This is a genomic window from Novosphingobium sp. 9 (assembly GCF_025340265.1).
Taxonomy (GTDB): domain Bacteria; phylum Pseudomonadota; class Alphaproteobacteria; order Sphingomonadales; family Sphingomonadaceae; genus Novosphingobium.
This window is the reverse complement of sequence record NZ_CP022708.1, coordinates 1,319,472-1,333,314: the sequence shown is the minus strand read 5'-3', so window position 1 is coordinate 1,333,314 and position 13,843 is coordinate 1,319,472. Positions and strand designations below refer to the sequence as shown.

The 13,843-nt window shown below is 63.6% G+C and carries 7 protein-coding genes and 2 pseudogenes; 2 read left to right on the top strand and 7 right to left on the bottom strand.

Annotation, left to right across the window (positions count from 1 at the left end; genetic code table 11):
- Positions 1–59 precede the first annotated feature (59 nt).
- A pseudogene (recA, locus tag CI805_RS20620) lies at positions 60–1,129 on the top strand (recombinase RecA).
- A 235-nt stretch (positions 1,130–1,364) separates the two neighbouring features.
- On the opposite strand, the gene CI805_RS20615 reads toward recA, so the two are convergent.
- From CI805_RS20615 to CI805_RS20600, 4 genes are all read right to left on the bottom strand, one after another.
- Positions 1,365–2,672, bottom strand: a complete 1,308-nt coding sequence (locus CI805_RS20615; RefSeq protein ID WP_260928723.1) for a family 43 glycosylhydrolase — start codon at positions 2,670–2,672, stop codon at positions 1,365–1,367.
- On the bottom strand, positions 2,627–3,673 hold the full coding sequence (locus tag CI805_RS20610) for a hypothetical protein (RefSeq protein ID WP_260928722.1): 1,047 nt from the start codon (positions 3,671–3,673) through the stop codon (positions 2,627–2,629). The genes CI805_RS20615 and CI805_RS20610 overlap by 46 nt, the downstream gene beginning before the upstream one ends.
- Before the next feature lie 86 nt (positions 3,674–3,759).
- Positions 3,760–5,478, bottom strand: coding sequence for a glycoside hydrolase family 43 protein (locus CI805_RS20605; RefSeq protein WP_260928721.1), 1,719 nt, complete (start codon positions 5,476–5,478; stop codon positions 3,760–3,762).
- Between the two features lie 30 nt (positions 5,479–5,508).
- Positions 5,509–5,721 carry a hypothetical protein gene (locus CI805_RS20600; RefSeq protein ID WP_260928719.1) on the bottom strand — a complete coding sequence of 71 codons (213 nt, stop codon included), beginning with the start codon at positions 5,719–5,721 and terminating at the stop codon, positions 5,509–5,511.
- A gap of 330 nt (positions 5,722–6,051) precedes the next feature.
- Between CI805_RS20600 and CI805_RS20595 the strand changes: the two genes are divergently transcribed.
- The gene (locus CI805_RS20595) at positions 6,052–6,723 is read left to right on the top strand and encodes a hypothetical protein (RefSeq protein ID WP_260928717.1); all 672 of its coding nucleotides are present in this window, start codon (positions 6,052–6,054) and stop codon (positions 6,721–6,723) included.
- A gap of 461 nt (positions 6,724–7,184) precedes the next feature.
- On the opposite strand, the gene CI805_RS20590 is transcribed toward CI805_RS20595, so the two are convergent.
- From CI805_RS20590 to gltB, 3 genes and pseudogenes are all read right to left on the bottom strand, one after another.
- The gene (locus CI805_RS20590; protein WP_260928716.1) at positions 7,185–7,352 is read right to left on the bottom strand and encodes a hypothetical protein; all 168 of its coding nucleotides are present in this window, start codon (positions 7,350–7,352) and stop codon (positions 7,185–7,187) included.
- 151 nt (positions 7,353–7,503) lie between these two features.
- Positions 7,504–8,936 (bottom strand): annotated as a pseudogene (locus CI805_RS20585) (glutamate synthase subunit beta).
- Positions 8,937–8,955: 19 nt separating this feature from the next.
- A complete protein-coding gene (gltB, locus tag CI805_RS20580) occupies positions 8,956–13,593 on the bottom strand; it encodes a glutamate synthase large subunit (protein ID WP_260928713.1) in 4,638 nt (1,545 codons plus the stop codon).
- Positions 13,594–13,843 lie beyond the last annotated feature (250 nt).

The window sequence follows — 13,843 nt, the reverse complement described above, 5'->3', positions numbered from 1 at the left end:
ACATGAGCTTTCGCGACATTGACCTTTCCGGTCAGGCCGGTAGCAAAGGGGTAAGTGACATGGCTGCTCAGCTCAAGCTGATCCAGGAAGGCAAGGAAAAGGACAACATGGACCGTCAGAAGGCCCTAGAGGCCGCGCTGGCCCAGATCGACAAGGCGTTCGGCAAGGGTTCCGCGATGAAGCTCGGCTCGAAGGAGACGATGCAGGTGGAGGCGATCTCCACCGGCTCGCTCGGGCTCGACATCGCGCTGGGCATCGGTGGTCTGCCGCGTGGCCGCGTGATCGAGGTCTATGGCCCCGAAAGCTCGGGCAAGACCACGCTGGCGCTGCACGTCATCGCCGAAGCGCAGAAGATGGGCGGCACCGCGGCCTTCGTCGACGCCGAACACGCGCTTGATCCGGTCTACGCCAAGAAGCTGGGTGTTGATATCGACGAACTGATCGTCTCGCAGCCAGATACCGGCGAACAGGCGCTGGAAATCACCGATACGCTGGTCCGCTCGAACGCGATCGACGTGCTGGTGGTGGACTCGGTTGCCGCGCTCGTCCCCGCGCCGAAATCGAGGGCGAGATGGGTGACAGCCACGTTGGCCTGCAGGCCCGTCTGATGAGCCAGTCGTTGCGCAAGCTGACCGGTTCGATCAGCCGTTCGCGCTGCATGGTGATCTTCATCAACCAGCTGCGCATGAAGATCGGCGTGATGTACGGCAACCCGGAGACGACGACGGGCGGCAACGCGCTCAAGTTCTACGCCTCGGTCCGCCTCGACATCCGCCGCACCGGCCAGATCAAGGACCGGGACGATATCGTTGGCAACGCCACCCGCGTGAAAGTGGTCAAGAACAAGGTCGCCCCGCCGTTCAAGCAGGTCGAGTTCGACATCATGTATGGTGAGGGTATCTCGAAGATCGGCGAGATCCTCGACCTTGGCGTGAAGGCCGGCATCGTCGAAAAGTCGGGTTCGTGGTTCAGCTACGATTCGATCCGCATCGGTCAGGGCCGCGAGAACGCGAAGACCTACCTGAAGGAAAATTCCGAGATTTGCGATCGCATCGAAAAGGCGATCCGCACGAAGACCGAAGGTCTTGCCGAAGAGATGATGGTCGGCCCCTCGGCGGAAGACGAATAAGGCCTCTCAACCGGCAGGTCGCAGGATAAACAACAAAGGCCGGCGGATCCGTTCCGTCGGCCTTTGTCTTGCAGGTAGTGCACCTGATCGGTCTTGCATGACCGCTGTTTATGACGCGCCTGCCCTGTGCACTTTTGCCGGCAGGCACGGCTTGTGCATCAAGACCGCGGCTTGATCGTAACGCGCATCGTTACGGTGCGATTGGCGGGTGCGACCTCCTCATCGGAACTCATGTCTAGGATCGGGCGCTGATCGGCAACCCAATGGACGCGTCGAACTCGGGCATCGCGTCCGTCCCCCCCACGCCATTGCCCCAGGTATGGTAGATGTAGAGCGTGTTGCCGTCTTCGTCGGTGGTGAAGGCGCCGTGGCCGGGCCCCTGCTGATAATGCTGATAGTCCGTGATACCTGCCGGCATCGGCGCGCTCTTCTGAAGCGGGGCACCCCACTTGTGCCAGTTGTCGATATTCGTCAGGTCGGCATCCGCGTTGGCCCATTGCCCGCTGACGACATATGTCGGACTCACGCTCGAACTTGAATAGATGATCGTTACACGGCCATCATGAACCAGCGCAAACCCGCCTTCTGCGAGGTTTTCCTCGACCGAGAGATCGGGGGCGATGATCGGGGCGGGAGGCGATGTCAGCCGGGTCGGCTGGGCCGGATCCACTTTGGCGATCCATGTCAGGGGATCGCCCATCGGTGTGGCGCCCGGAAGATAGCGTTGCGACCAGATATAGTATCCCTGCCCGCGCACTTCGAAATAGGACATGTCGAGGCTGATGTTGTGCGCGAAGCCCTCGCGCCCCAGCGGGTTGCCGTCGGCCTTGAGCACGGCCGCCGGTTTCGACCAGTCCGCCGGGTTTGCCGGATCGCCGCCTTCGCGCAGTTGCATGATGTGCGATTCGACGGTGGACCAGAGTCCACCTTCGTTCTTCTGGTTGTCGTCAGGATTGAAGCAGGGCGCGAAAAGAAGGGAGAGCCGACCGCCGATTTCGTGCAGTTCGGGAGCCCAGTAACACCCCGCGATCACTTTGCCTTCAACGGTTCGATCATGGCGCGTGCGGCGATTGAGCAAGTCGACCTCGCGGGCAAGGCCGCCATTGGCGTCGGCGAGTTCGCTGATGCTGTCGGCGACGCGGATCGCCAGATGGGGCGAGGCCACGTTATGATTGCCTGTGTCATCGGTGGCGACGAACAGGTATTTGGTGGTGCCGGCATGATCGTAGCGGTAGATCACCGGATCGGCGCGGTTGTAGGCGAAAATCTCCGGATAGGCGCGTTGCCGAACCTGTCCCCTGATCGTGAAAGTCCCGGTCCGCGCTGCCGCGAGGCGGCGGAGATCGGCCTTGTTCCAGTCGATGGCGCGCGTTGCAGTGGAGCCATCCGAATAGAGCAGATGGACGCGGGCGGTGCCCAAGGCGGCGACGTCTCCTGCCACGATGGTTCGCGGATCGACCCAGGATTTCGTGTTCACGATGCGGCCGAAGCGGTTGGTCAGCGCCTTGGCGACGCTACCGCTGATCGCCAGGCTGCTGGCCACCCCGGCATCGGCAATGCCCCCAGACCCGTATCGCCTGACCTTGTGTCGACACTTGCGAGCGGTCCCTCATGAGTTGCGCTGAGATTTCCCCGCACGGCAATCTGCGAACGCATCCCGTGGGCGAAAGGGAAGTACGGCGTTGGGACCATCTCCGTTCGGGCCAGATCCTCCACTGTCGCCCAGTGTGGGGCGCCGGACTGGTCCTTCCAGGATACCACGTAGTGCCCGGCGGATGAATCCCATACGGCTTGCGGATACCGAACCTCGCCAGCGGCATCCAGATGGAGCAGACCCAGTTCGGTGAAGTTCGCATGGTGGTGCGGATCCGCCTTGTAGATCAGGGCGCTGGACGATTGCGATGGCACGGGCGTACCTGCCATGGTCACGCGGGTGGCGATGATGCCCAGACTGCCGTCGGCAAAATAGAACAGCGCTGGGTTGGCGATACCGCGCTGGTCGACGCGGTCGATGCCGACATAGTCACCGCTGGCGAACAGTACGCCGTAGTTGCCATTGAGCGGTTGTGGTTTCTTTCCCGGAATGCCGAGTGCCAGATGCACGCTGCGTGCGATCAGCGGCTGGTTGGCCTGTTGCGCCCCCGTCGGGATACGGGCGTAGGCGATCAGCCGATGCGCGTCGTTGCCAAGCAGCAGCACCTTGAAGCGCTTGGTGATCGCTTCGCCGGTTGGCAAGGTCATGGTGCCGGTGAGTTGTACGGCCTTTGCCTTGCTGCTGGCGTTCTGCAGCACGGAGGTTCGCAGGCGCTGGCCGTCCAGCATCCAGGAAACGGAATAACCCGGCGGTGTGGGGAGACGCGTACCCGGCATGACGACCGGCGGCACGATCCATGTCTCGCTGGCCAGCCGGGCGGGGGCAAGACGGAGTGTGGTCGCGGTTGGGGTCGTGGAAGGCGCATGCTCGGCATGAGCGGGCGTTGCCGGCAGCGACGATCCCAGACAGGCCAGTGCAAGGGCGGCTATGGTACTGCGGGTATCGGACATTTTTCGGAACTTTCGATCGTGGCGGCGACACGTGGGCCAGGCAGCCGGAAGGGGGGCTTGCCGATCTGGAAGCGTCCCAAGAAACATCATTGCGGCGCCCGAATGGCGATCGTCGCCGTGGCCGGTGTCGCAGCCGAGTTCGCAAGCTGCCCCTCGATCCGGATCGGGCTACGGGCACGGGCAAGCTGCGACGCATTGGGCAGATGCCAGCGGACGGCGACCTGTTCGCTGTGTCCGTCCTTGAACTGTGCGGTGACGGTTTGCAGCAACGGGGGAATATGCGAGGCAGACGGGGCCGACAGGGCGACCGGCGTGACCGAAGTGACGAGGAGCGCCGGATTCCACTGTGCAGCAAGGCGGTCGCGTTCGGCGGCGGTGATCGACATCACGGTGCCGTGGCGCGGCGAAGGCGGCAGGTGGAACGTCTGCGGGTAGGTCCAGTGCACGTCTCCTGCCAGCGAGCTTGTCGCCAGCGGGATGTATCCGATGCCGCCATAGTTATCGACCCACAGGAAGTATCTGAAACCACTGGTGTCGCCAGGATTGGCGGGAAAGGCACTTGGGCCTTCCACTTCCGGTGTTCCGGCATGGCGACCGATACACCGGCTCACCATCGACCAGGCGCCCGATGCCATCGAGGCGCGAAGCGAAGTGGAGCGCTGGCCGATGATGTCCGCCGATGGACACCCCTGAGCCTGCGTCGCTTTCGTGAAGCGGTAGAAGGCGTTGTCGACCCGCATGACCGTGGTGTCGATCATGCCGCGATCCTTGACCAGTTCCGGCAGGTCTGCCGCCTTGAACCAGGGCCGGGGCGGCGTGAAGCTGCGAAAATCGCGCGTGATCGAGGTCAGGATCTGCGGGCCGTTTCCGTCCGGGCGGGTGTGGGCGGCATCGGCGAACAGCGTGGATGTCCAGTACACGACATAGGCCCCGATTGTCGGGTCGTAAGAGGCTTCCGGAGCCCAGGTCATGCCGGCAGTGGGCTGCGAAACCTTTACGTGGCGCTGTTTGCCCCAGTGGACCAGATCGGTCGATTCCCAGATTTCCAGATAGTGACTTCCCTGATCGGTTGCGTGTGTCCACCCGGTGCGGGCCGCCGACAGATCGGTGGCCAGCAGGAAGAAGCGGTCTCCTTCGACCGAACGCATGATGAAGGGGTCGCGCAGGCCTCGCGTGCCCTTGGACGATGTAAGGACCGGCTGCCCATCGTTGAGAAGCTTCCATTCGAGGGCGTTGTTGCCATCGGATGTGGCGAAGCGCAGCTTCTCGCCGTCCTCGCTGTTGCCGGTGAAATAGACGAACATGTAGGCGTTCATCGCGGACAGCGTGGCGCGGTGAAGCACGCTCAGTTTCAGGGGAACGCGGATCGGCTTGCTGCCCGGCACCGTTATCGTCGCGGTGAGGGTGACGGCGCGATCGCGCGAACCCCGCGTGACGACGCCTTTCCGGACGACGTCGGCGCCGTTCCTGCGGTCGGTATCGCTGAGGATCGCCGGGGCGGAGGATCGCCATGTGATCCGTGCCGCTCCGGCGCCTTCAACGTCTGCGAGCGAGGGGATTGCGGCCCCCGTATCGTAGAGCGTGATACTGCCGCGGATCGGCGCCGACAGCGCAGGATCGTTGCGGATCGCATCGGCAACCCGGAGGGCGAGAGCCGCTGTCGCTGTCGGTTGTCTCTCGGCTGGCGAAGATGGGGCAGAAGCGGCCTTGGCATGGATCGGTGCCATGAGAGTACCGAACATGGTCAGTGCCAGAAGGCCTGCACGCGGATGGACAGAGGCATGGCTCTTTTCGGGGATGCTCATCGGGATGGGGCAAGGCTTCATGGATTATTGTCAGGCAAAAGGAATGGGGACGGCGCTCGCTTGCAGCCCTGAAAAATCGCTGTGAAAGGAGGTGAAAAGCGATGTGTGGCCCAGCGTGATTGTCTGGTGTTCAAGGTATACTCTCCCGGCGGCAGCACCATATTCTGTTGCGCCTTTCTTGTCGGAGTACATCGTGAGCAGAAAAATCGCAATGTCGCGTATTTTATGGCAATAAAATTTCAACGTAAGGGGCGATGTGCTGCCGCCGCTGTGCGCAATCGCATGCGATGGAGCGTGCTACCCGACCGTTTGTTCAGGTCTCGCAGGAGATGGTCTCCCGATCTGCTGGTCGAGATAAAATGTCAGACTTATCGTGATGTCGCAAAGGTGTCCTGAACGTGCAGGACTTGCCGCCTCCATCAGGATTAACGTGTGCTTAGGCTTGATGGTATAAGGCCGCTTGTGGGTGCTTCTTCATGGAGCAAGGCGGGAATGGCGACACAGGCGACAACGGCTGGGCGATGGAACTGGCGTGCGCTTTTGCGTGGGCGCTGGATTCGTTTTCATACGGCCATGGCGATTATCATCGCCGGTGGCATGGTGCTCGGCTTCGGGTATGAATTTCCGGCCTATGTGATCCACCCCAAGGTGCATCGCCCGGTACTGCTGGCAGTGCACTCGGCGGTGTTTGTCAGCTGGTTCGTGGTCTATTGCGCGCAGGTGCTGCTGATTCAGGTCCGCAAGCGACGTCTGCATATGACGCTGGGCTGGCTGGGCGCGGCACTGGCCTTGGTGATGCCGCCGCTGGGCGTGGCGACCGCGCTGGTCATGCGCCGGTTCGACATTCTGGCGTTTCATTCGACACAGGTGGCCAACGACCTGGCCTTTGTGGCGACGCCGCTGGCAGACATGGTGATCTTCACGCCTTGCGCCTGGCTTGGCATCGCGCTGCGCAAGCGGCCCGACTATCACCGCCGCCTGATGTATCTCGCCACCGCCGCCATCGCCGAGGCAGGCTTCGGCCGCATTCCGATCCCCGGCGCGGGAACCTACTTCTACCTCTCCAACCTGCCGCTCTATGCCGCCGGGATGATCCACGACAAGGTGACGACGGGTCGCGTACATGCAGTCTACCGCTGGGGCGTACCGCTGATCGTCGGCGTGGAGTTCACCTCGATGGTGCTGTGGTTCGCCAAACCTGTGTGGTGGGTCGACCTCGCACGGCACATGACGGGCCTGAGTTGAAGCTCTGCGTCGAGATTTAAGGTCTGTTATGGGTGGTGAGCGGACGATCCGCTTTCTGGTCAGGCTGGATAAAAATGCTGCGGTAGCGAACGGGAAAATCACCCATTATCTGATCCGCCATGGCAAGCGAATATGTTTTCGATGGCGCACGCACGCCCTCGCTAGAAAGCTTCTTCAAGCAATTTAGCGATGTAGGGTTCTTGGAGGCGTGATGGAGCCAGAATCTTGACGCATTCAACGCGTTCTTAGGGGGCTTCGGAACGCCGTCGAAGGGTTCGTTTTTCGATGGCATAATTCAGAACTCGCGAGTGCATCGCTGGGATATCCTGAAACTGTCAGGCAGTTAGAATTGCGGCTTGAGCGGTGCTCATCCTTCCAATCGTGATGCCGTGCAACGTGATTTGTCCGATGCTCGCCGAGGCGCTGGTCTGACCGTGTTTGACTGGCTAGTCGAGATCATCTCAATTCACGGCACCAGTGGAGAAGAGGCAGAAGATCGCGTGATCTTTGTTGTCGATTAATTCGACCGATGCGCCAATTTTATAGCAGCTTTCGGGCTGCGCTCTCCATTGATCGAAAGTCCGCATTTGTTCATGCGGGCTAATCGGATCAGGCGTGGTCTCATCCATTCATCCGTTCGTGTCGAGCGCAGTTGAGGCACGGTAGCGCGGGATGTCTCGACTTTGCTCGACATGAGCGGATCGGGAAATCGGTAGACTACGACGAAAAAAGGGCGCCGCGATGACGGCGCCCTTTTCGTGTCGGCTAAGCTGACAGGGATCAGCGCGGCAGTTCGCTCGCGCCGACCAGCGCCTCGTCGACCGCGCGGGCGCACTGGCGGCCTTCGCGGATCGCCCAGACCACCAGCGACTGGCCGCGGCGCATGTCGCCGCAGGACCAGATCTTGTCGTCGCTGGTGCGATAGTCGTTGGTGTCGGCCTTGACGTTGCCGCGCGCATCGAGCGCGACGCCCGACTGGTCGATCATGCCGGCCTTGCGCGGGCCGACGAAGCCCATGGCGAGGAAGATGAGGTCGGCCTTGAGCGTGAACTCGCTGCCCTCGACCTCGACCATCTTGCCGTCCTTCCACTCGACGCGAACGCATTCGAGGCCGGTGACGTCGTTGTCGCCCAGAACGCGCTTGGTCAGCACGGCCCAGTCGCGCTCGGCACCTTCCTCGTGGCTGGACGAGGTGCGCAGCTTGAGCGGCCAGAACGGCCAGCTCATCGCCTTGTTCTCGTGCAGCGGCGGCTTGGGCATGATTTCCAGCTGCGTCACCGAAGCGGCGCCCTGACGGTTCGAGGTGCCCACGCAGTCCGAACCGGTGTCACCGCCGCCGATGACGATGACGTGCTTGCCGGTGGCGGTCAGCGACCCGCGCGGTGCGGCGCGCACTTCGTCGTCGCCCGCGTTGCGCTTGTTCTGCTGGGTCAGGAACTCCATCGCGAAGCGCACGCCGGGCAGCTCGAAGCCGGGGATGTTGAGCGGGCGCGGGTCTTCCGCACCGCCCGAGAACACCACCGCGTCGAAGTTCTCCTTCAGCGAGGCCACAGACACCGAGACGCCGACTTCGACCGAGGTGCGGAACTCCACGCCTTCGGCCATCATCTGCACCATGCGGCGGTTGATGAGGTGCTTCTCCATCTTGAAGTCGGGGATGCCGTAGCGCATCAGCCCGCCGACGCGATCGTTCTTCTCGAACACCGTCACCGAGTGACCGGCGCGCGCCAGTTGCTGCGCGCAGGCGAGGCCTGCCGGGCCGGAGCCGACTACGGCCACCGACTTGCCGGTCTTCTTGGTGGCGGGACGCGGGTGATCCAGCCTTCCTGCCAGCCCTTGTCGACGATGGCGCATTCCACCGACTTGATGGTCACGGGCTGGTCGATGATGTTCAGCGTGCAGGCTGCCTCGCACGGGGCGGGGCAGATGCGGCCGGTGAACTCGGGGAAGTTGTTGGTCGAGTGGAGGACTTCCAGCGCGCTGCGGAAGTCGTCCTCGTAGACCAGGTGGTTCCAGTCTGGGATGATGTTGTTCACGGGGCAGCCCGTGTGGCAGTGCGGCACGCCGCAGTTCATGCAGCGCGAGGCCTGCGCCTTGAGCGTCTCCGCGGGAAGCGGAACGACGAACTCCTTGTAGTTCTTGAGACGACCCTCGACCGGACCGTACGTGCGGTCCTGGCGGTCGAGTTCGAGGAAGCCGGTTTCCTTGCCCATAGTCTTGTCTTCCTAAATCTTATTCTGCTGCGACCGAGGCGGCTTCGAGGCGTTCGGCCTCCTGCTGGCGCAGGGCCTTCGCATAGTCACGCGGCATGACCTTGATGAACTTGCCCAGAGCATTGCCCCAGTCGTCGAGGAGCGCGCGGGCGCGCTTCGAGCCGGAATGCAGGTGGTGGCGTTCGAGCAGGATCTTGAGGCGTTCGGCGTCGTGGCGCAGCATGTCGCCCATGCCGAGGTCGGTGACGCCGTTGGTGCGCTGCTGCGGACGACCGGCACCCTCGTCCTCGTCGGCTTCTGCCGAAATCGGCAGCAGATCGACCATCGAGGTGTTGCACAGCTTCGCGAACAGGCCGTCCTCGTCATAGACGTAGGCGACGCCGCCCGACATGCCGGCCGCGAAGTTGCGCCCGGTGCGGCCAAGCACCACCACGGTGCCGCCGGTCATGTATTCGCAGCCGTGATCGCCGCAGCCTTCGACCACCGCGATGGCGCCCGAGTTACGGACCGCGAAACGCTCGCCGCCCACGCCGTTGAAGAACGCCTCGCCGCTGACCGCGCCGTAGAGCACGGTGTTGCCGACGATGATGTTCTCGGTCGGCTCACGATCGACGTGGCCGGGCTGGCGCACGATCACGCGGCCGCCCGACAGGCCCTTGCCGACATAGTCGTTGGCATCGCCGGTCAGGTCGAGGGTGACGCCGTGGGCCAGCCAGGCGCCGAAGCTCTGGCCGGCAACGCCCGTCAGCTTCACGCTGATGGTGTTGTCAGGCAGACCCGCGTGGCCATAGCGCTTGGCGACTTCGCCCGAGAGCATCGCGCCGACCGTGCGGTTGACGTTGATGATCGGACGCTCGATGCGCACCGCCTCGCGGCTTTCCAGCGCGGCGGCAGAGGCCGCGATCAGGTCGTTGTCGAGCGCGAGTTCGAGGCCGTGGTCCTGCGTCTCGCTCCAGTTGAGCGAGGGGCCGTCACCCAGCGGGGCCTGATAGAGCACCTTGGAGAGATCGACGCCCTTGGCCTTCCAGTGCGAGATCGCCTTCTTCATGTTCAGACGATCGACGCGGCCGACCATCTCGGCGACGGTGCGGAAGCCCAGCTCGGCCATGATCGCGCGCAGTTCTTCGGCGACGAAGAAGAAGTAGTTCACCACATGCTCGGGCTGGCCGGTGAAGCGCGAACGCAGCACCGGGTCCTGCGTGGCTACGCCGACCGGGCAGGTGTTGAGGTGGCACTTGCGCATCATGATGCAGCCCGCCGCGATCAGCGGGGCAGTGGCGAAACCGAACTCGTCGGCGCCGAGCAGCGCGGCGATCGCCACGTCACGTCCGGTACGCAGGCCGCCGTCGGCCTGCACCGCCACGCGGCTGCGCAGGTTGTTGAGCAGCAGCGTCTGCTGGGTTTCGGCGAGGCCGATCTCCCAAGGGCTGCCTGCGTGCGTCAGCGAGGTCAGCGGCGAAGCGCCGGTGCCGCCCTCGTAGCCCGAGACGGTGATGTGGTCGGCGCGCGCCTTCGAGACACCCGCCGCGACCGTGCCGACGCCTACTTCGGACACCAGCTTGACCGAGACGCGCGACGTCGGGTTCACGTTCTTGAGATCGTGAATGAGCTGCGCGAGATCCTCGATCGAGTAGATGTCGTGGTGCGGCGGCGGCGAGATCAGGCCGACGCCCGGCGTCGAGTGACGGGTCTTGCCGATGGTCTTGTCGACCTTGTCACCCGGCAGCTGGCCGCCTTCGCCGGGCTTTGCGCCCTGCGCCATCTTGATCTGGATGTCGTCGGCATTGACGAGGTACTCGGTGGTCACGCCGAAGCGGCCCGAGGCGACCTGCTTGATCGACGAGCGCATCGAATCGCCGTTTTCCAGCGGCAGGAAGCGAACCGGGTCCTCACCGCCTTCACCGGTGTTCGACTTGCCGCCGATGCGGTTCATCGCCAGTGCCAGCGTGGTGTGCGCCTCCCACGAGATCGAGCCGTAGCTCATCGCGCCGGTGGCGAAGCGCTTGACGATATCGGCTGCCGTCTCGACCTCGTCGAGCGGCACCGACTGGCCCGGCACGAAGTCCATCAGACCACGGATCGTGAGCATCCGCTCCGACTGGTCGTTGATGGTCTGCGCGAACTCGCGGTACTTTTCGGGCACGTTGCCGCGCACGGCGTGCTGGAGCAGGCCGATGTTGGTGCTGGTCCAGGCGTGTTCCTCGCCACGCACGCGCGCGCCGTAGATGCCGCCGACGTCGAGCATGTTGGCGTAGATCGGGTTGTCGCTGTACGCCGCCGTGTGGCGGCGCACGGTCTCTTCCGCGATCTCGGCCAGACCCGCACCCTCGATCGAGGTGGCGGTGCCGCTGAAGTAGGCGTTCACGAAGGCCGTCGACAGGCCCACAGCGTCGAAGATCTGCGCGCCGCAGTACGACTGGTAGGTCGAGATGCCCATCTTGGACATGACCTTACGGATGCCCTTGCCGATGGCGTAGATGTAGTTCTTCGCCGCCTGCTCCGCCGAGACAGGCAGGTTCTTGCGCACCCGGATCGCCTCGATCGTCTCGAAGGCGAGGTAGGGGTTGATCGCCTCGGCGCCGAAGCCCGCCAGCGCGCAGAAGTGGTGCACTTCGCGGGCCTCGCCGGTCTCGACCACAAGGCCGGTCTGCATGCGCAGGCCCTGACGGACGAGGTGCTGGTGGACGGCAGCGGTCGCCAGCAGCGCGGGCATGGCGATGCGGTCGGGGCCGACGGCGCGGTCGGACAGGATCAGGATGTTCTTGTCCGCCAGCACCGCTTCGGTCGCGGCCCAGCACATTTCCTTGATCGCCATTTCGAGGCCCTCGGCCCCGGTCGCGGCGTCCCAGGTCATGTCGATCGTGCCGGTGCGGAAGGCACCGTCGAGCGCGGCCTCGACCGAACGGATCTTGGCAAGGCCGGTGTCCGTCAGGATCGGCTGCGCCACTTCGAGGCGCTTGTGCGTGCCTGCGTCATGGCCGAGCAGGTTCGGGCGCGGGCCGATCATCGAGACCAGGCTCATCACCAGTTCCTCGCGGATCGGGTCGATCGGCGGGTTCGTGACCTGCGCGAAGTTCTGCTTGAAGTAGTCATAGAGCAGGCGCGACTTGTTCGACAGCACCGGGATCGGCGTGTCGGTGCCCATCGAGCCGAGCGGATCGTCGGCATTGACGGCCATCGGCTCCAGGAAGCGCTGGGTGTCTTCCTGCGTATATCCGAACGCCTGCTGGCGATCGAGCAGTGTGCCGGTGGGGTTGGGCAGTTCGGCCAGTTCCGGCTCGATCACGTCGAGGTCGGCCAGCTTGTACTGCGCTTGCTGCAGCCACTTCTCGTACGGCTCTTCCTTGGCCAGCTTGGCCTTGATCTCGCCGTCCTCGATGATGCGACCTTCCTCGAAGTCGATCAGCAGCATCTTGCCGGGCTGGAGGCGCCACTTGCGCACGATGTTGTCTTCCTTGATCGGCAGAACGCCGCTTTCGGAAGCCATCACGCAGATGTCGTCGTCGGTCACCAGGAAGCGCGCGGGGCGCAGGCCGTTGCGGTCCAGCGTGGCGCCGATCTGGCGGCCATCGGTGAAGGCGACGGCGGCGGGGCCGTCCCACGGCTCCATCAGCGCGGCATGATATTCATAGAACGCGCGGCGCTCGGCATCCATCAGCGGATCGCCGGCCCAGGCCTCGGGGATCAGCATCATCATCGCGTGGACGAGGCTGTAGCCACCGGCCAGCAGCAGTTCGAGCGCGTTGTCGAGGCAGGCGGTGTCCGACTGGCCGTGCGGGATGATCGGCCACATCTTGTCGAGATCGGCGCCGAGCAGCTCGCTTTCCATGGTGCGGCGGCGCGCGTTCATCCAGTTCACGTTGCCGCGAACCGTGTTGATCTCGCCGTTGTGCGCCATGAAGCGGTACGGGTGCGCCAGCTTCCAGCTGGGGAAGGTATTGGTCGAGAAGCGCTGGTGCACGAGGCCGAGCGCAGAGACGCACGCGGGATCGCGCAGATCGTCGTAGAACGAGCCGACCTGCGTCGCCAGCAGCAGGCCTTTGTAGACCACGGTGCGGCTGGAGAAGCTGGGCATGTACAGCTCGGTCAGGCCGGGCAAGTCATGCTTGACCGAAAGCGCTTCGAGCGGGTTCTGGGTCTGCTTGCGGATCGCCAGGATCTTGCGCTCGAACGCGTCCTGATCGGCGCAGTTGTCGCCGCGACCGACGAAGCACTGGCGGATGACCGGCATCGATTCGAGCACGGTCTTGCCAAGGCCGTCCAGCGTCAGCGGCACGTCGCGCCAGCCGAGCAGGATCTGCCCTTCCTTCTTCACGAACTTCTCGAAGGCCGAGACCACGAAATCGCGCGCGGCCTCGTCCTGCGGCAGGAAGCACATGGCAACGCCATAGTGGCCCGGCTGCGGCAGTTCGATGCCCGCGCCCTGCGCCCAGGTGCGATAGAGCTGGTCGGGAATCTGGATCAGGATGCCTGCGCCGTCACCCAGCAGCGGGTCGGCGCCCACCGCACCGCGGTGGTCGATGTTTTTCAGAATCTCCAGGGCCTGACTAATGATCGCGTGGCTTTTCTGGCCCTTGATATGGGCGACGAAGCCCACACCGCAGGCATCGTGTTCATTGCGCGCATCGTAAAGGCCTTGGGGTTCAGGAAATCCCATCGATAGTATCCGTCCTGTCAAGTTTTGTCGGGGGACCACCGCTCATCGCATCGATATGCACGAATCGTGCATCTGCGATCTGCGAAGAGGTGGGTCCTGCGGCCCCCATGACGACAGACGGGCGAATTTGCAACTAGGAAGGCAAATGTCGCGTCAGAAAATTTGCTATTCGGACTTCAAGAAGTCATTTTGTTGCGAGTGATGCGCGTTTAAGGGCCGCCGTCATTGTCTGTCGGTGACAGGCGGCCAA

Excerpts from the sequence above, each read along its gene's own strand:
- CI805_RS20610 (WP_260928722.1), bottom strand. The coding sequence starts at position 3,673 with ATGTCCGATACCCGCAGTACCATAGCCGCCCTTGCACTGGCCTGTCTG.
- CI805_RS20605 (WP_260928721.1), bottom strand. The coding sequence starts at position 5,478 with ATGAGCATCCCCGAAAAGAGCCATGCCTCTGTCCATCCGCGTGCAGGC.
- CI805_RS20595 (WP_260928717.1), top strand. The coding sequence starts at position 6,052 with ATGGCGATTATCATCGCCGGTGGCATGGTGCTCGGCTTCGGGTATGAA.
- CI805_RS20590 (WP_260928716.1), bottom strand. The coding sequence starts at position 7,352 with ATGGATGAGACCACGCCTGATCCGATTAGCCCGCATGAACAAATGCGG.
- gltB (WP_260928713.1), bottom strand. The coding sequence starts at position 13,593 with ATGGGATTTCCTGAACCCCAAGGCCTTTACGATGCGCGCAATGAACAC.